The following is an 18,067-nucleotide window of genomic DNA, read 5'->3' as shown; positions in this document are numbered from 1 at the left end:
CCACCGCACATCCCAACGCCTAACCAAGCAAACCGACCCCAAAGAAGTGGAAAAGGAAAAACCATGATCCGCAGAAGACTTAGCGTCGCGGCCGCCGTCGTGACCGCCACGGCCCTCTCCCTCACCGCCTGCAGCGGGGGCGAAGCGCCCGCGGCTGACCCGTCGAAGATCACCATCATGGCGCCGTTCCTGGAAGCCCAGCCGCCGGGCGCCGACGGCGCCGTGCAGAAGAAGTTCGAGGAGCTCACCGGCAAGGACGTCAGCATCACGTGGACGCCCAACGCGTCCTACGAGGACAAGATGAACATCACCCTGGCCTCCTCCGAGATTCCCCAGGTGATGGTGGTCCAGAGCAAGTCGCCCGGTTTCGTCAAGAACGCCGAAGCCGGTGCGTTCTGGGACCTCACGGACAAGCTCAAGGACTATCCGAACCTCAAGACCACCTTCCCGGACATCCAGCAGAACGCCAGCGTCAACGGCAAGGTGTACGGCGTCTTCCGCGCCCGCGGGCCCATGCGTGCCGCCGTCATGTTCCGCCAGGACTGGCTGGACAAGCTCGGACTGAAGGCCCCCGAAACCACCGAGGACCTCTACAACGTGGCCAAGGCCTTCACCGAAAAGGATCCGGACGGTAACGGCAAAAACGACACCTGGGGCATCACCATCCCCAAGTGGGGCGCCCTGGGCTCGAACAGCCCGTACGACATCATCGAAGAGTGGTACGGCGCGGGAAACCGCTGGACCGAGAAGGACGGCAAGCTCGTCCCAAGCTTTGAAACCGAGGAATTCCTCGAAGCCAACCGCTTCGTCAAGAAAATGGTGGACGAGAAGCTCATCAACCCTGATTTCGCCACCTTCGACGGCACCAAGTGGAACGAACCGTTCTTCAACGGCAAGGGCGGCATGATTGTCGACGTCGACTCCCGTGTCAGCGTGCTGATCAACCTGTTCAAGCAGGCCAACCCGAACGACTTCCAGAACAAGGTGGGTTTCGTGGGCAACCTCAAGGGCCCCGATGGCGAGCTGCACGCCCACCCCACCGACGGCTACTCGGGTTTCCTCGCCGTGCCCAAGTCCAGCGTCCGCACTGAAGCCGAGCTGAACAACATCCTGCAGTTCCTGGACAAGATGAACTCCAAGGACGTTGCCACCCTGTTCAACAACGGGATCGAAGGCGTGAACTTCGCCGTCGAGGACGGCAAGGCTGCCACCATTAAGCCCGAAACGGCTGAGGGCAAGGCCGTCAGCACCGACATCAAGAGCTACGCCCAGCTGGGCATGAACGTGGCGGGCAACAACTTCTACCCGGTCAAGCAGGCCAGCGATTACGAACAGAAGGTGTTCGACAAGCGCGTGGAGGTCATGGCCGGGGACCTCAAGAGCGCCGTCTACAACCCCGCCGCAGCGTTCGTTTCACCCACATACGTATCCAAGGGCGCGCAGCTGGACAACATCGTGGCCGATGCCCGGATCAAGTACCTCGCCGGCCAGATCGACGAGCAGGGCCTGAAGGACGCCATCAAGCTGTGGGACACCAGCGGCGGCAACAAGGTCAAGGAAGAGATCAACAAGCTCTGGCAGGATAACCGCAAGTGACAGCGTCAACCGTTGACGTCAAAGCCCCGGAGCAGGCGCCGCCACCCGTGCCTGCACCGGGGCGGCGACGCCGTTCTGCCGTGCACTTCGCCCACTACAAATGGCTCTACCTGCTCCTTCTGCCGGGTGTGATCTACTTCGCCGTCTTCCGCTACGCCCCGATGTACGGCGTCTCCATTGCCTTCAAGGACTACGTCCCGTTCCTGGGCGTCAACGCCAGCCCCTGGGTGGGCTTCGCGCACTTCGAGGATTTCTTCAGCAACCCGGACTTCGGCCGGCTGCTGGGCAACACACTCATCCTGGCGGCGCTGAACCTCCTGGTGGCGTTCCCGCTGACCATCATCCTGGCCCTGCTCCTGAACGAGGTGCGGCTGAGTGTCCTCAAACGGACTGTGCAGACCCTGGTTTACATTCCGCACTTCCTGTCCTGGACCATCGTGGCGTCCTTGAGCTTCCTGCTCTTCGCGCTGGATATCGGGCCGCTGTTCCAGTTCATCAACGGCGTCCTGGGCACCGACATCGATTTCCTGTCCGATCCCGCATGGTTCCGGCCGCTGATTGTGCTGCAGGAAATCTGGAAGAACACCGGCTGGGGGACCATCATCTTCCTGGCCGCCCTGTCCACCGTGGACCAGGACCAGTACGAGGCCGCCATCATCGACGGCGCCGGCCGGTTCAGGAGGGTCTGGCACATCACGCTGCCGGGCATCCGCAGCACCATCATCGTGATGCTGATCCTGGCGATCGGCCAGGTGCTCAACACCGGATTCGAACAGATCTACCTGATGACCAATGCGCTCAACCGCAGCGTGGCGGACGTCTTCGACACCTACGTCTACTTCGTCGGCATCACGCAGGGGGCCTACAGCTACAGCACCGCCGTCGGGCTCTTCAAGTCCTTGGTGGGCATCGTGCTGATCTTCGGCACCAACTGGCTGGCCAAGCGATTCAACCAGAGCGGACTGTTCTAAGCCATGAAAATCCACAACACACGCGGCGGCAGGATCTTCGATGCCGCAAACTACGTCTTCCTGGCTGTTATCGGCATCCTGACGCTGCTGCCCTTCATCTACGTGTTCGCCGGTTCGTTTGCCACCGAAGCGGAAATCACCCGGCGGCCGTTCTTCATCTGGCCGGAGCAGTTCTCCCTGGGCTCGTACGAATACATCTTCTCCACGCAGGCCTTCACCAAGGCGCTGGTCACCACGGTGCTGGTGACCGCCGTCGGCACGGTGGTGCAGCTCATCCTGACGGTCACCATGGCGTACCCGCTGGCCAAGCGGAACCTCCGCGGCCGGCAGCTGATCCTGAGCCTGGTCATCTTCGCCATGGTGTTCTCCGGCGGCATGATCCCCACGTTCCTGGTGGTCAAGGACCTGGGCCTGCTGAACAGTTATTGGGCGCTGATCCTGCCGGCGGCCATCAACCCGTTCAGCCTGATCATCATCAAGAACTTCTTCCAGGAGCTCCCGGCCGAGCTGGAGGAATCCGCCAAGATGGACGGCGCCACGGAAATCGGAATCCTGTGGCGGATCCTGCTGCCGCTCTCCAAACCGGTGCTGGCCACGTTTGCCCTGTTCTACGCCGTGGGCATCTGGAACGACTTCATGTCGCCGCTGCTGTACCTGAGCGACAACTCCAAGTGGACCCTGCAGATGTACCTGCGCCAGGTCACGGCGGCCAGCGACCTGCTGGGCGCCGGCAACGTGGACCCGGCGTACATTCCGCCGGAGCAGGGCATCAAGTTCGCAGTGATCGTGGTGGCCACCCTGCCCATCCTGGTGTTCTACCCCTTCCTGCAGAAGCACTTCGCCAAGGGCATGCTGATCGGATCGGTCAAGGGCTGAGCGGCCTGCTGCGGGATACACCGACATCGTCCACCTGACCGAAAGACTGAAATGAAGATCCTCCTGGCCGGCGACTCGACGGTCGCTAATTGCCCCACGTTTGAGTATCCGATGAGTGGCTGGGGCGCCCACCTTGCCCCGCACGTGTACACCTGGGCTGCTGTCCACAACTTTGCCAAGGGCGGGGCCAGCACGGAGTCCTTCCGGGCCGAAGGCTTGTGGGACGCACTGCTGGAACTGGCCGGGGAAGGTGACCTTGTGCTCATCCAGTTCGGCCACAACGACCAGAAACGCCAGCACCTCGCGGCCAGGACGGGATACGCAGCCAACCTGCGCCGCATGGCGGCCGAGATCCGGGGCCGCCGTGCGGTGCCGTTGCTCTGCACTTCGGTGGAGCGCCGGCACTTCCTTCCCTCGGCGGCGAGCAGGTCGGCGTGGAGCAGGTCCGCGGGCGGCGGTTCCGTGGGCGCGGATCCCACCGGTGCCCGGCTGGAACAGAGCCTGGAGGATTATCCCGACGTAGTCCGGGAGCTCGCCGCGGAACTGCACGTCCCGGTCATCGACCTCAACACGTGGACGCGCGGGCTCTACACCCGGCTCGGCGAGGAGGGATCCAGGCCCTTGTTCTGCCACTTTGGGCCCGGGGAGCACGCCCATTGGCCGGAGGGACTGGCGGACAACACGCACTTTTCCCGGCGCGGTGCGTTGCTGATCGCCCGGGAAGTAGCCGGCCAGCTTGGGCTGCTCGGCTTCGGTCCGGATGTCCGGCCTGGCCGTGAGGGCACGACGGCGGGAATCACCACGGCGGGGCGGGCGACGGCGGGACCTGCGACGGCGGGGCGGGGCTAAGTGGGAGCGTCGCCGGTGGGTACGGACCTGCTGTATGCCAACCCCCTTGCCGGCCCGGCGGACGTGACCGACTGGGTGGCCGAAGGGCCTCTGAGCCTGGGCGGCTACGGAGGTGCGCTGGAGCTTTCCGGGGCACTGGACGACGAAGAGTTCGGGGAGCACGCGCACTGGACCTTCTGGTGCCCGGTTGAGTTCCCGGACCATGTCAGGGTCAGCTGGGAGTTCCTGCCGGTCCAGGAGCCCGGCCTGGCCATGGTCTTCTTTTCGGCTGCAGGGCATGGCGGACGAGACCTGTTTTCGGCCGGTCTTGCTCCGCGCAGCGGTTACTACCCGCAGTACCACTCCGGCGATATCGATGCCCTCCACGTCTCCTACTTCCGGCACAAGTACGAATCCGAGCGGGCATTCCGGACCTGCAACCTGCGGAAAAGTGCCGGGTTTGAACTGGTGGCGCAGGGGGCCGATCCGCTGCCGCCCGCAGAGGATGCCCGGGATTTCTACCGGATGGAGCTGGTGAAGGACGGCCCGCGCGTGGCGTTCTCCATCAACGGGCTGCCCCTTTTCGAGTGGCTGGATGAGAGCGGCAGCGTGCTCGGCGGAGGCTATCTCGGCTTCCGTCAGATGGCACCGTTGAGGGCCGCTTACCGGAACCTCATGGTGGAGAAAATCCAGCCCCGGCAGTCGAGCCTGAGGAGCCTGCCGTAGCGCCGCGCCGCCCTGCCAATGTTGCCTGCAACATTCGTCGTTGTGACGAGCAGCCAGGAAAGGCGGACCCATCAAGCCCCAGGTCCTGCGAGCATTCGGGAGCACTGGGGCCAAAGACTCTAGCTTCGGATTCTTGGCTGTGGTCCGGTTGTACCGGGATCTTATAGAGAATCGAGCATTCCCATGACCGGATGGCTAGTCGCAGGCGTTGGCACGGTAGGGGCCGGAACATATTTTGGCTGGGATGGCTTCACCATCCAGTCGGGAAACCTGATTGTGATCGTAGTGATGATCATTCTGTTCATCCTTGCCCTGGTCCTTCCTTTTCCCGGCGGGAAGCGGCGGAAGTGACAACCGGGAGGACCGCCCATGAGCCGGCCGAGGAAGCCGATGCCCGCACCTGGACCGGCAAAGCCCGCCGGTGGCTGCTTGGGAAGCTTCCTCCGGACAAGCTGTTGCCGGTGGACCAGCCAAGCTATGTGATGTCGTGGGCCTATGTGTTCGGCATGGGGGCCATCGCTTCGCTGCTGTGGATTATCATTTCCGGGGTCGTGCTGGGATTGAACGGACCACAGTGGTATCACGTGTCCTCGTGGGGCAGCTTCGTCAACAGCACCCACTTGTGGAGCGTGGAACTCTTCTTCATGTTCATGGTGGTGCACCTGTGGCTTAAGTTCTGGATGGCAGCCTGGCGCGGGGGCCGCGTCCTGACCTGGATCACCGGGATGCTCTCCTTCGTCGTTTCCATCGTCGCTGCCTTCACCGGGTATCTGCTTCAGACGAACTTCGATTCCCAGTGGATCGCCTTCGAAGCCAAGGACGCGTTGAACGCCGTCGGCGTGGGCGCCTGGTTCAACGTGGCCAACCTCGGACAGATCTTCGTTTGGCACATCACCCTGCTTCCCCTGGCGGTGGGCGCCATTGTCGTCCTGCACGTCCTCCTGGTCCGGGTTCACGGTGTCACTCCGCCGCTGGAAGCGGCAGATAGCGACGCCCAGCTGTTGCACAACCACCCGGAGCAGGCCGAACCTCCGGAGTCCACCTCAGCCAAGGACGCAGTGCGATGACCCGGGAAAGCAGCAGGACCTCCTGGCGCAAGGCGGACAACATTGCCAGTCGGCCCTGGACAGGCAGCGTTCGTGAGTACGACCTGGTCAAGGAACTGGCCATAGGCGTTGTCGTGGTGGGCCTGCTTGTGCTCGGGGTGTCCGCCATCTTCGGGTCACCAGACGAGCCCAGCGTCAGTCTCAAAGGGTGGGCAAGTGCCGCCCCGGCGGATTTCGTCGCCACCGCTGCAAAGGAACTTGGCGGGACCAGCGACACAGCAGGGTATGGGCCGCCGTACAATTCGACTCCGGACGCGTCGCAAAAGATCGGTCCTGTCGACCTCCAAAGTCTCTCGGGCGTGCGTCTTCCGGTCGATACGGCCAATGATTTGGTGATTGCCCCCCTTGAGACGCTGCCGTCGCCGCCAGCCGCCGTTGCCGATTGGATGGCCGCCACGGATCAGCAACGGGCTGACTGGTCAGCCGCCTATTCTGATGCCCTCGCCGCAGCGCCCGACAACGATCCGGCAAAGGTGGCCGACGGCGATTATGGCCCTGTCCCTGCGCTGACCGGCGCTTTGCTCGACATGGCACGGCAAGGCAATCTGGACGGAGCGCTGCAGGGTGGCGGAATTTTCTACAACATGGACTACACCCGCAGCCTCCTGTTTCTGGGAGACGGCAGCTATTTCCCGGATCTTGCGACAAGCCAACACCTCACCGGGGACCAATGGGGCGTGATGAACGAGACCGGGGACACGCCCGGGCAGTCCTGGCTGTGGCTCTTCTCGTTCTTCTACCAGATAGAACCGTTCAAGTCGTCGCCGAATGCTGATGCCCTCGTCGTAGTCACAATGTTCGTGCTGACCGCGTTGCTGACCCTGCTGCCGTTCATCCCCGGTCTGAGGTCGCTGCCGCGGAAGGTACCTCTGCACCGTCTGATCTGGAGAGACTACTACCGGAAACGCTGATTATGCCGTCGTTGCGGTCCCGGTAGGCATCGGAGAGGTCGACGAGGCCAGCCGGGGCACAGGCCTGCATGTCGGAAATCTAGCCGAGCGAAGATCCCTCGGCCCCTGCGGTGCTCTGCCGAACCACGAGCTCAGGAGTGAAGATCACGGCACGGTGCTTGGGGTTGTCGGATTCCAGTTCCTCCGCAAGCAGCTCGATGGCGGTCCGCCCCAGGGCTTCCGTTGGCTGCCGGATCGAGGACAGCGGCACCACGGCGGACACCGCGAAATCGATGTCGTCGTAACCGATGAGCGCGATGTCCTCGGGAATCCTGAGCGTGTGCATCATGGCCAGGGACTGCATCACACCGAGTGCCAGCAGATCATTGGCGCAGAACACGCCGTCCGGAAGTTCGTCGGCGCTGCGGCGGACCAGCTGGTCGCCCACGCCGCGGCCGGCGAGGACGGTCTGCCCGGCGGAATCCAGCACTTCCAGTGATGCGTCCGGAACCTCGGCGACGGCGCGTTGCGCCCCCAGGAGGCGGTCCGCCACCTGGCGTATCGACGTCGGGCCTCCCACAAAGGCAAGCCGACGGCGGCCGGTGTCCAGCAGGTGCCGCGCCGCGAGGTACCCTCCGGCGTCGTCGTCAACCGAGACGGAACTGTACTTCGCCTCGTCGGCCAGCCGGTCCACCAGGACTGTGGGCACGCCGCGTTCCCGCAGCAGGTCGAGCCGGTCCGTGACGTCGCCCACCGGCGAGATCAGCAGGCCCTGGACCCTTTGCTCCTGGAAGAGGTCGATGTAGTTCGACTCGCGGCCGGCGTCGTGCCCGCTGTCCCCAAGCAGGACGGCGCTTCCCTGCAGGGCCGCGGCGTCCTCGGCGGCGCGGACAACCGAGGTGAAGAAGGGGTTGCCGACGTCGAGCACGATCAGTCCGATGGTGCGGCTGTGCCCGGCGCGGAGCTGGCGGGCCGCATCGTTGCGGACAAAGCCGAGCTCGTCGATGGCCTGCAGCACCCGGTCCTTGGTCCGCTGGGAAACCCGGTCCGGGTAGTTCAGGACGTTGGAAACCGTTCCCACCGCCACGCGGGCATGGTTCGCAACATCCTTGATGCTGGCTGACCGTGACATGTTTCTCCAAGCTTTCTATTGCGGGACGGCGTGCAGCGCCAGGACCGAACCCTTTGGCCAATTGTCCTCGGTCGGTCCCCGTTGCCCGGCGACCGAAACGGCGTGCGGCCAGACAAAGGTTTCAACCACTGACAATTGCTTGACACTTACTCGACTTCAAGAGTACTTTGAATCGTAACAATGAAACGATTCAACGAACCGGAAATTCAGGAGAGTCGCAGATGAGGGTGTGTTTTCGCTCCTCGGTCCAACCTGGACTGATCGATGAGTACAGGCGCCGGCACGCCGCCGTCTGGCCGGAGATGCTCCGTGCGCTCAAGGACGCGGGCTGGCACAACTACTCGCTCTTCCTGGGCGAGGACGGGCTGCTGGTGGGCTATGTGGAGTGCGACGACTTCGACGCCGTGCGGGCAAGGATGGCACTGACCGACGTCAACGCCCGCTGGCAGGCGGAGATGGCCACGCTTTTCGAAGACACGGAGCAGCCCCCTGACACAGGATTTGTGGCGCTCCAGGAGATCTTCAACCTGGAGGACCAGCTGGCCACGGCCGACGCCCCGGGCTAGCCAGCGTCCACTGACAAGCAAGCGTCAATAACAGCGGGACGTACCGACCGCATGGCCGACACGGAAGTCGGCAACAACAGACAATCGCACTACAACAGACCGGAAAGAACCATCATGAATGACGTAGCAACGGCGCTGGGCAGGCTCGAGGAGCTTGCCATCGAAGTACCCTCCTGGGCCTATGGCAACTCAGGTACCCGTTTCAAGGTGTTCGGAACGCCGGGCACTCCGCGGACCGTGCAGGAGAAGCTGGCGGACGCCGCGAAGGTGCACGAACTAACAGGCCTGGCTCCCACCGTTGCGCTGCACATTCCGTGGGACAAGGTGGATGACTACGCGGCCCTGCGCGAGTACGCGGCCGGCCTGGGCGTGGGACTGGGCACGATCAACTCGAACACCTTCCAGGATGACGGGTACAAGTTCGGCTCGCTGACGTCCTCGAACGGGGCCGTGCGCCGCCGTGCGATCGACCACCACTTCGAGTGCATCGACATCATGCACGCCACCGGCTCCCGCGACCTGAAGATCTGGCTGGCGGACGGCACCAACTACCCGGGCCAGGATGACATCCGCGGCCGGCAGGACCGCCTGGCGGAGTCGCTGCAGGAGATCTACGCCCGGTTGGGCGAGGACCAGCGCCTGGTGCTGGAGTACAAGTTCTTCGAACCCGCGTTCTACCACACGGACGTTCCGGACTGGGGCACCTCCTACGCGCAGACCCTGGCGCTGGGGGAGAAGGCGTTCGTCTGCCTGGACACCGGGCACCATGCTCCTGGGACGAACATCGAGTTCATCGTGATGCAGCTGCTGCGCCTGGGCAAGCTGGGCTCTTTCGACTTCAACTCGCGCTTCTACGCCGATGATGACCTGATTGTGGGCGCGGCGGACCCGTTCCAGCTGTTCCGCATCATGCACGAGGTAATCCGTGGCGGCGGCTTCGGCAAGTCCGCAGGAGAGAATTCACGCGTGGCCCTCATGCTGGACCAGTGCCACAACCTGGAAGAAAAGATCCCCGGCCAGATCCGATCAGTCCTTAACGTGCAGGAAATGACCGCCCGGGCGCTGCTGGTGGACACCGCCGCCCTGGGCGAAGCCCAGCGTGCCGGGGATGTGCTGGGCGCCAACGCCGTCTTCAACGATGCCTTCTACACCGACGTCCGTCCGGTCCTGGCCGAATGGCGTGAATCCCGTGACCTGCCCGCGGACCCGATGGCCGCGTTCAAGGCCAGCGGCTACCAGAAACAGATCAACGAAGACCGCGTGGGCGGTCACCAGGCCGGATGGGGCGCATAGAGATGAACAAGACAAACGCGAACAAGGCCGTCGAGGCGCTGATCTCCCGCTCCAACCGCCTCGGCGCGGACAAGCGGAACACCAACTTCGCCGGCGGCAACACCTCGGCCAAGGGCACCGAGAAGGACCCCGTGACCGGCGAGGACGTCGAGCTCCTGTGGGTCAAGGGCTCCGGCGGGGACCTCGGCACGCTGAAGGCGGAAAACCTCGCCGTGCTCCGCCTGGACCGGCTGAACGCTTTGAAGAACGTCTACCCCGGGGTGGACCGTGAAGATGAAATGGTGGCCGCTTTTGATTACTGCCTGCACGGCAAGGGCGGCGCTGCACCGTCGATCGACACCGCGATGCACGGGCTGGTGGATGCCGCGCACGTGGACCACCTGCACCCGGATTCGGGCATCGCGATTGCCACGGCCGTGGACGGGGAGGCCCTGACCACCAAGATCTTCGGCGACAAGGTGGTCTGGGTTCCCTGGCGCCGCCCCGGGTTCCAGCTGGGCCTGGACATCGCCGCGATCAAGGACGCCAACCCGCAGGCCGTCGGCACCATCCTGGGCGGGCACGGCATCACCGCCTGGGGCGCCACCAGCGAAGAGGCCGAAGCCAACTCGTTGTGGATCATTGACGAGGCCGAAAAATTCATTGCGGAGAACGGCCGCGCCGAGCCCTTCGGGCCGAAGCTGCCCGCCTACGGCGCGCTGCCGGAAGCCGAGCGCCGTGCCAAGGCCGCCGCGCTGGCGCCGGTCATCCGCGGGCTGGCATCCACGGACAAACCGCAGCTGGGGCACTTCAGCGATGACGCCGTCGTCCTGGACTTCCTGGAAGCCGCCGAGCACCCCAGGCTCGGCGCGCTGGGCACGTCCTGCCCGGACCACTTCCTCCGCACCAAGGTCAAGCCGCTGATCCTGGACCTGCCGGCGGACGCGTCCATCGATGACTCGATCGCCCGGCTGCAGGAACTCCACGCCGACTACCGTGAGGACTACCAGGCCTACTACGACCGCCACGCGGTTTCGGCAGGCTCAACCACCGAGGCCAGTCCCGCATTGCGCGGCGCGGACCCGGCCATTGTGCTGGTGCCGGGCGTGGGCATGTTCTCCTTCGGCGCGAACAAGCAGACCGCCCGCGTGGCCGGCGAGTTCTACGTCAACGCGATCAACGTGATGCGCGGCGCCGAGGCGATCTCCACGTACGCCCCGATCGGGGAATCCGAGAAGTTCCGGATCGAGTACTGGTCCCTTGAGGAAGCCAAGCTGGCCCGCCTGCCCAAACCGAAGTCCCACGCCACCCGCATCGCCCTGGTCACGGGTGCGGCGTCGGGCATCGGCAAGGCCATCGCCACCCGCCTCGCCGCGGAAGGCGCCTGCGTGGTGATCGCGGACCTGAACCTGGAGAACGCGCAGGCAGTCGCGGCCGAGCTCGGCGGACCCGACGTCGCCCTCGGCGTCCAGGCCGACGTGACCGACGAGGCACAGGTTTCTGCGGCGATCCAGGAAGCGGTGCTGGCGTTCGGCGGCCTGGACCTGGTGGTCAACAATGCCGGGCTGTCCATCTCCAAGCCGCTGCTGGAAACCACCGAAAAGGACTGGGACCTCCAGCACAACGTCATGGCCAAGGGCTCCTTCCTCGTTGCCAAAGCCGCGGCGAAGGTCATGATCGTCCAGGACATGGGCGGGGACATCATCTACATCTCCTCGAAGAACTCCGTGTTCGCCGGCCCGAACAACATCGCCTACTCCGCCACCAAGGCCGACCAGGCCCACCAGGTACGGCTCCTCGCGGCGGAACTGGGCGAGTACGGCATCCGGGTCAACGGCATCAACCCCGACGGCGTGGTCCGCGGCTCGGGGATCTTCGCCGGCGGCTGGGGCGCCAAGCGTGCCGCGGTCTACGGCGTGGACGAGCAGGAACTGGGCAAGTACTACGCCCAGCGCACCCTGCTCAAGCGCGAGGTCCTGCCCGAGCACGTGGCCAACGCCGCCGCGGTGCTCACCAGCGCCGAACTGTCCCACACCACCGGCCTCCACATCCCCGTGGACGCCGGCGTCGCCGCCGCCTTCCTGCGATGAACGCCGTGCCAACCGCGCCGGACGGTGCATCTGTGGACACCGCCCCGGACACGGCCGGGGCGGTGTCCGCCGGCAGCGTGTTCAGGGACAGCGTGTTCGCCGCCGTCGATATCGGTGCTTCCTCCGGCCGGGTCATCCTGGGCCGCGTCACGGCCGGCAGTGCCGGTTCGGAAAGTGCGGTGTCGCTGGAGACGGTGCACCGGTTCGCGAACGGGGTAGTGGAGTTCGACGGCGGGCTGCGCTGGGATATCGACGCCCTGTTCGCCGAGGTCCTCTCCGGCCTCGCTGCCGCGGCCCGCGCCGCCGCGGAGCACGGTGAAAAGATCAGCAGCATCGGCATCGACACCTGGGCGGTGGACTATGGCCTGGTGAACGCCGCCGGGGACCTCACGGCGCAGCCGTTCAGCTACCGCGATGACCGCAGCCGTGCCGCCGTCGCGCCCGTGCACCAGAAACTCGACCCGGCCCGGCTCTACGCCACCACCGGGCTGCAGTTCCTGCAGTTCAACACGATCTACCAGCTGGCCACCGAGCAGTATCTGGACGGGCTGCAGGCCCTGCTCATCCCGGACCTGATCGCGTTCCTGCTCACCGGGGTCCGCCGCGCCGAAGCCACCAACGCCTCCACCACCGGGCTGTTCGACGCCGTGGCGGGGGAGTGGGCCACCGAATTCCTGGCGGCCCTGGACCTGTCCAAAAAGCTGTTCCCGCCGCTGATCCAGCCCGGCGAAACCGTCGGGACCCTGCTGCCCGGCATCGCCGCGCGTACCGGACTGGCCCAGGCAACTAAGGTGGTGGCCGTCGGCTCGCACGACACCGCCTCCGCCGTCGCCGCCGTCCCCGCCGGGGCAACTGGCGCCGGTTGTGAGAACTTCGCCTACATCTCGTCAGGGACCTGGTCTCTCGTCGGAGTCGAACTCCCGAAACCGGTGCTCACCGAGGCCAGCCGGCAGGCGAACTTCACCAACGAACGCGGCGTGGACGGCACCATCCGGTACCTCCGCAACGTCGGCGGGCTCTGGCTGCTCAGCGAATGCCAGCGCAGCTGGGCGGACCAGGGCTACACGGCGACGCTGGAGGAACTGCTGGCCGCCGCCGCTGCGCTACCGTTCGGCGGACCCCAGATCAACGCCAACGATTCCTACTTCATCGCCCCGGACAACATGCCCGAACGGATCCGCGCCGCCGTCCGCAACACCGGAGCCGTCCTCACCGACGACCCGGCGACCATCACCCGCTGCATCCTGGACAGCCTCGCCGCCGGCTACGCCCGGACCATCGCCGACGCCGAACGACTCGCGGACGTGTCCGTGGACGTGGTGCACATCGTGGGTGGCGGCTCGCAGAACCGGCTCCTCTGCCAGCTCACCGCCGACGCCACCGGCAAACGCGTCATCGCCGGACCCGTCGAGGCCACGGCGCTCGGCAACGTGCTGGTCCAGGCCCGCGCCGTAGGAGTGGTCTCCGGTGGCCTCGCCGAGCTGCGGGCACTGGTTCGCGGATCGCAGCCGTTGGAAAGCTACCAGGCGGCGCTGGTCTGATGGCGGCGATACCGCGTCCGGCAAACGGCATCTCCAGTCGCGCTGGTACAAAGTCCTCAACGTGGCGTCGTGACGGGTTGAATCTGCCTTCTGCGCCTGACAAGATACAACATCCTACCTATCGGCCCGCTTCATAGAACCGGAATCCCATGCCCCTCTTCGACCTACCGCTTGACCAGCTCCGAAACTACGCGTCCGGCGTCACCGCACCAGCGGATCTTGACGCCTTTTGGGACCGCACCATCAGCGAGGCCCGTGAGTACCCGCTGGATGCCGTCTTCGAGCCCGTGGACAACTACCTGACGGTGGTCGACACCTTCGACGTCACGTTTGCCGGCTTCGGCGGGTCCCCGGTGAAAGGCTGGCTGCACCTGCCGGCGAACAGGCCGGCGGACCAGCCGCTGCCCGTCGTCGTGCAGTATGTGGGCTATTCCGGCGGGCGCGGGCTGTCCAACCAGGACACCAAGTGGGCGCAGGCCGGCTACGCGCACTTCATCATGGACACCCGCGGGCAGGGTTACGGCGGAATTCTGGGGCACACCGCCGATCCGCACCCCTCGGCGGGCGACGTCGCCCATGCGGGGTTGATGACCCGCGGCATCGGAAGCCGTGAAGATTACTACTACCGGCGGGTCTACGTGGATGCCTTCCGGGCGGTCGAGGCGGCCCAGGCACACCCTGCCGTCGATTCCTCCCGCGTGGTGGTGGCGGGCGTCAGCCAGGGCGGCGGCATCACCGTCGCTGTGGCCGGGCTGGCGGCGGGAAGGCTCGAGGGCGTGATCGCCGCCCTGCCGGACGTTCCCTTCCTGCAGGACTTCCCCCGCTCCATCGACATCGCGCCGCGCGGACCGTATCCCGAAATCGCCGCCTTCCTGGCCCGCCACCGGGAGCGGTACGGACCCATCCTCGCCGTGCTGAACTATTTCGACGGCGTCAACCTGGGCCGGGCGGCGACCGCGCCAGCGTTGTTCTCGGCTGCGCAGATGGACGATATCTGCCCGCCCTCCACGGTCTTTGCCAGCTTCAACGCCTACGGAACGGCAGCAGGAAGCGAATCCGGAACGGCCGGCCAGACAGGAAGCGGAGACGTTCCGGCCAAGGACATCGAGGTGTACCGGTTCAACAACCACGAGGGCGGCCAGGAACACCAGTGGAACCGCCAGCTGGAGTACCTGCGCAAGCTGCTCGGCTAGGATTCCGCTTTCCCCGCCGCCCAACTAGGTAGCAGCAGGTGTCGTTTTGGCGGCTCAAAACGACACCTGCTGCTACCTAGTTGGGTCAGGAAGGGCGGCAGGGCGGGGCGTTGGGGCAATGCTGCATGGGCCGCAATGTTAAGCGCGAATTTGCGGACGGCGCGTTCGGCCGTTATGGTCTTTGCTATGACTAACCGTTGGTATGCGTATTTTTCGTTGGCTCTGGAGGGGCCCGCGTCTAACTGACACGCATCCAACTTTCCTTCAGAGCCAACAGGGCAGAGATCATTCTCTGCCCTTCGCCATTTCTCCGGCGGGTTCTGATTTGGGCCCGCTCCGCACCATCCGGAACAGGACCCGCAAACATGAGCATCGCAGCAGCCACCGAAACGCATCCTTCCAATTCAGTGGGAAACACTGCGTCCCCCAGAAATCCACCTCCAATTTGCGCGTCAGTGAATTCCAGGCGCTGCCGTCCCCGCAGGAGATGATCGCGGAGCTGCCGCTGGACGCCCGGGTGGCAGACGTCGTCGAACGCGGCAGGGACGAAGTGCGGGCCATCATGGACGGCGTGGACGACCGCCTTCTGGTGATTGTGGGACCCTGCTCCATCCATGACCCCAAGGCCGGCCTGGAATACGCCCGCCGGCTGGTGAGCCAGGCGGAGAAGCACAAGGAAGACCTCCTCGTGGTCATGCGGACCTACTTCGAGAAGCCGCGCACCACCGTGGGCTGGAAGGGCCTGATCAACGATCCCCATCTGGACGGCAGCCATGACATCGCCACCGGGCTGCGGGCCGCCCGCCAGTTCCTGAAGCAGGTCACTTCGCTGGGCCTCCCCACGGCCACGGAGTTCCTCGAACCCATCAGCCCGCAGTACATGGCGGACCTCGTTTCCTGGGGCGCCATCGGGGCACGCACCACCGAAAGCCAGATCCACCGCCAGTTGGCGTCGGGCCTGTCCATGCCCATCGGCTTCAAGAACGGGACCGACGGCGACCTGCAGGTTGCCGTTGATGCCTGCAGCGCCGCCGCTGCGTCCCAGGCATTCCTCGGAATCGACGGCGACGGCAGGGCTGCGCTCGTGGCAACGGCAGGCAACCCGGACACGCACGTGATCCTCCGCGGCGGACGCAAGGGCCCCAACTACTCCTCGGCCGACGTCGAAGCCGCCTCCGCCAAGCTGGCCGCAAAGCAGCTCAACCCGAGGCTCATCGTGGATGCCAGCCACGCCAACAGCGGCAAGAGCCACCACCGCCAGGCTGAAGTTGCGCTGGAAATCGGGGCGCAGCTTGAAGACGGCGGGGCGGCGGCCGGCGTAATTGCCGGCGTCATGCTGGAGAGCTTCCTGGTGGGCGGCGCGCAGAACCTGGATGTCGCCGATCACGCCGCCGGCACCGACGAACTCGTTTACGGCCAGAGCGTCACGGATGCCTGCATGGAGTGGGATGTCACCGCCTCGGTACTGAGCCAGCTCGCCGCCTCCGCCCGGAAGCGCCGGGGAGCCCGCCAGAGCTGACTTTTTCCTGAGAATTCGCCGGAAACTGGTTACCCCGGATGACTTTCACTATGGCACCATCAGCCACTAGAGTAACTAGCACAGGGTAGGTTGATGGCTCAGCATCGGCACACCGCAATGGGGTTTCAATGGGGTTGCCTTTATCAGCTGTTAACAAAGGAATAAGGGAAATGTCCGCAGAGTCGAACTTCTCGAACGCACAGTTCTTGACTGTGGCCGAAGTGGCCGAGCTCATGCGCGTTTCTAAAATGACCGTGTATCGCCTTGTCCACTCCGGAGAGATGCCGGCCGTCCGCTTCGGCCGCTCCTTCCGGGTGCCGGAGAGCGCCGTCGAACAGTACGTCAAGGGTGCTGTTGTGGAAGGCCAGTCAGACTCCGCCTGAAGTTGCTCCATGACCGCGCTGCGATGTGCCTTCGGGCGGGCGGTCAGTGAGTGCGCCGGATAAGCGGTACCCTGTTAGGGAACGTTTTTCGTTATTGTAAGAATCTGTCAGTTGTTTGTTTAGTCTGTTGCTTAGTCCACGGACCTCTTCCATCAGACAGGTACTCCATCTAGTTTGTAAGGAACTTTCGTGGGTTCAGTTATTAAGAAGCGTCGCAAGCGTATGGCCAAGAAGAAGCACCGCAAGTTGCTTCGTAAGACCCGCCACCAGCGCCGTAACAAGAAGTAGAGATACTTCACACAGCGTGAGATGCCCGTTGCCTTCTGGCAGCGGGCATTTTTCTTTGCGCCTGGTGGGGCGGCAACAGTGCTTCGCCGTCGCTTAGACACACCCGAAAGGCGCTCCGGCGGTCGCTGGGCGACCTCTGTCGCGCGTTCGGTCGCGATGCGCTCCTACGCGAAGCACTGCTGCCGGCTAACAGCCACTACGCCGGCACGCACGCCGTCCCCCTGTGGCTTAAACCGTGGGGCCGCGGAAGCGGGTGAAGCCCCGCCAGAGGCCGTAGATTGCGCCTCCGACTGTGGCGGCCTTCAAGCCCAGCGTGGCGGCACGGCGTCCCGAGCGGAAGTCGTAGACGGGCCAGTTGTTTTCGCGGGCATGCCGGCGCAGCCGGGCATCGGGGTTGATGGCCACCGGATGCCCCACCATGCTCAGCAGTGGAATGTCGTTGTGGGAGTCGCTGTAGGCCCAGCATCGTTTGAGGTCCAGGCCCTCGGCGTCCGCGATGCCCTGGACGGCAACGGCCTTGGCCTGCCCGTGCAGGATGTCGCCCACCAGCCGGCCGGTATACGCGCCGTCCTTTATCTCGCCCACGGTTCCCAGGGCGCCGGTCAGGCCGAGGCGGGTGGAGATCACGGTGGCCACCTCGATGGGCGTTGCCGTCACCAGCCACACCATGCGGCCCACCCGGAGGTGCTGCTGGGCCAGCGCCTTGGCACCGGGCCAGATCCTGGATTCGATCATTTCGTCAAAGACTTCTTCGCCCAGCGCCTTGATGTCCTCGACCGTGATGCCGGCGGCGAGCGTCAGTGCCGAATCGCGGACGGCGTGAACGTCATCCATGTTCTCGCCGCGGAGGATGAACTTGAACTGCTTCCATGCCATACCGGCCGCCTGCGGAAGGGTGAACGCCCCGCGCTGATGCATTTTCCGGGCCACATGGAAGAGGCTGGCACCCTTCATGAGGGTGTTGTCGACGTCGAAGAAGGCGGCTTCGCCGTGCTGTGACGCGCCGGCCGGCTGGCGGACTACGGCGACGTACTTCTCCTCGGGCATGCCATGAGTCTAGTCAATGCCCGGCTCCAGCGGCGTTCAGGGA

Annotated in this window: 18 protein-coding genes; 16 read left to right on the top strand and 2 right to left on the bottom strand. The window is 64.9% G+C overall.

Translation table 11 applies throughout. The features are described 5' to 3' along the window. The first annotated feature begins 63 nt into the window (after positions 1-63). The 8 genes from FCN77_RS21015 (at position 64) to FCN77_RS20985 (ending at position 7,014) form a co-directional block, all read left to right on the top strand. Entirely contained in the window at positions 64-1,596 is a 1,533-nt protein-coding gene (locus FCN77_RS21015) for an extracellular solute-binding protein (RefSeq protein ID WP_137323827.1), read from the top strand. Beyond that, positions 1,593-2,567 carry a sugar ABC transporter permease gene (locus FCN77_RS21010; protein WP_137323826.1) on the top strand — a complete coding sequence of 325 codons (975 nt, stop codon included), beginning with the start codon at positions 1,593-1,595 and terminating at the stop codon, positions 2,565-2,567. Before FCN77_RS21015 ends, FCN77_RS21010 begins: the two co-directional genes overlap by 4 nt. Positions 2,568-2,570: 3 nt before the next feature. Further along, positions 2,571-3,443 carry a carbohydrate ABC transporter permease gene (locus FCN77_RS21005; protein ID WP_137323825.1) on the top strand — a complete coding sequence of 291 codons (873 nt, stop codon included), beginning with the start codon at positions 2,571-2,573 and terminating at the stop codon, positions 3,441-3,443. A gap of 51 nt (positions 3,444-3,494) precedes the next feature. After that, on the top strand, positions 3,495-4,292 hold the full coding sequence (locus FCN77_RS21000; RefSeq protein ID WP_137323824.1) for a rhamnogalacturonan acetylesterase: 798 nt from the start codon (positions 3,495-3,497) through the stop codon (positions 4,290-4,292). A gap of 15 nt (positions 4,293-4,307) precedes the next feature. Then, positions 4,308-4,997 (top strand): DUF1961 family protein, encoded by a 690-nt coding sequence (locus FCN77_RS20995; protein ID WP_254678669.1) that lies wholly within the window; start codon positions 4,308-4,310, stop codon positions 4,995-4,997. A gap of 183 nt (positions 4,998-5,180) precedes the next feature. Next, on the top strand, positions 5,181-5,348 hold the full coding sequence (locus FCN77_RS27115; protein ID WP_254678668.1) for a hypothetical protein: 168 nt from the start codon (positions 5,181-5,183) through the stop codon (positions 5,346-5,348). Continuing rightward, a complete protein-coding gene (locus FCN77_RS20990) occupies positions 5,345-6,064 on the top strand; it encodes a cytochrome b N-terminal domain-containing protein (protein ID WP_254678667.1) in 720 nt (239 codons plus the stop codon). The genes FCN77_RS27115 and FCN77_RS20990 overlap by 4 nt, the downstream gene beginning before the upstream one ends. Further along, positions 6,061-7,014, top strand: a complete 954-nt coding sequence (locus tag FCN77_RS20985; protein ID WP_254678666.1) for a hypothetical protein — start codon at positions 6,061-6,063, stop codon at positions 7,012-7,014. The genes FCN77_RS20990 and FCN77_RS20985 overlap by 4 nt, the downstream gene beginning before the upstream one ends. 79 nt (positions 7,015-7,093) lie before the next feature. Here the strand turns inward: FCN77_RS20985 and FCN77_RS20980 are convergent, their stop codons facing one another. Further along, on the bottom strand, positions 7,094-8,125 hold the full coding sequence (locus FCN77_RS20980) for a LacI family DNA-binding transcriptional regulator (protein WP_137323821.1): 1,032 nt from the start codon (positions 8,123-8,125) through the stop codon (positions 7,094-7,096). A 221-nt stretch (positions 8,126-8,346) separates the two neighbouring features. Between FCN77_RS20980 and FCN77_RS20975 the strand changes: the two genes are divergently transcribed. The 8 genes from FCN77_RS20975 (at position 8,347) to FCN77_RS20940 (ending at position 16,977) form a co-directional block, all read left to right on the top strand. After that, the gene (locus tag FCN77_RS20975; RefSeq protein WP_137323820.1) at positions 8,347-8,691 is read left to right on the top strand and encodes an L-rhamnose mutarotase; all 345 of its coding nucleotides are present in this window, start codon (positions 8,347-8,349) and stop codon (positions 8,689-8,691) included. 114 nt (positions 8,692-8,805) lie between these two features. Continuing rightward, positions 8,806-9,984 carry an L-rhamnose isomerase gene (gene rhaI / locus FCN77_RS20970; protein WP_137323819.1) on the top strand — a complete coding sequence of 393 codons (1,179 nt, stop codon included), beginning with the start codon at positions 8,806-8,808 and terminating at the stop codon, positions 9,982-9,984. 2 nt (positions 9,985-9,986) lie between these two features. After that, a complete protein-coding gene (locus tag FCN77_RS20965) occupies positions 9,987-12,053 on the top strand; it encodes a bifunctional aldolase/short-chain dehydrogenase (RefSeq protein ID WP_217496175.1) in 2,067 nt (688 codons plus the stop codon). Between the two features lie 62 nt (positions 12,054-12,115). Next, a complete protein-coding gene (locus FCN77_RS20960; protein ID WP_254679049.1) occupies positions 12,116-13,594 on the top strand; it encodes a rhamnulokinase family protein in 1,479 nt (492 codons plus the stop codon). Between the two features lie 149 nt (positions 13,595-13,743). Then, positions 13,744-14,787, top strand: a complete 1,044-nt coding sequence (locus FCN77_RS20955) for an acetylxylan esterase (protein WP_137323816.1) — start codon at positions 13,744-13,746, stop codon at positions 14,785-14,787. Between the two features lie 445 nt (positions 14,788-15,232). After that, positions 15,233-16,306: a 3-deoxy-7-phosphoheptulonate synthase gene (locus tag FCN77_RS20950; RefSeq protein WP_137323815.1), complete on the top strand. Its 1,074-nt coding sequence runs from the start codon at positions 15,233-15,235 to the stop codon at positions 16,304-16,306. Between the two features lie 170 nt (positions 16,307-16,476). Continuing rightward, a complete protein-coding gene (locus tag FCN77_RS20945) occupies positions 16,477-16,689 on the top strand; it encodes a helix-turn-helix domain-containing protein (protein ID WP_137323814.1) in 213 nt (70 codons plus the stop codon). Between the two features lie 189 nt (positions 16,690-16,878). After that, positions 16,879-16,977: an AURKAIP1/COX24 domain-containing protein gene (locus FCN77_RS20940; RefSeq protein ID WP_003792170.1), complete on the top strand. Its 99-nt coding sequence runs from the start codon at positions 16,879-16,881 to the stop codon at positions 16,975-16,977. Positions 16,978-17,205: 228 nt separating this feature from the next. Here the strand turns inward: FCN77_RS20940 and FCN77_RS20935 are convergent, their stop codons facing one another. Then, positions 17,206-18,024 (bottom strand): HAD family phosphatase, encoded by an 819-nt coding sequence (locus FCN77_RS20935; RefSeq protein ID WP_137323813.1) that lies wholly within the window; start codon positions 18,022-18,024, stop codon positions 17,206-17,208. Positions 18,025-18,067: the final 43 nt, after the last annotated feature.

It is taken from the genome of Arthrobacter sp. 24S4-2, assembly GCF_005280255.1.
In the GTDB taxonomy this organism is placed as follows: domain Bacteria; phylum Actinomycetota; class Actinomycetes; order Actinomycetales; family Micrococcaceae; genus Arthrobacter.
Note: the sequence above shows the minus strand (reverse complement) of the source record. Positions and strands in the feature narration are given on the sequence as shown.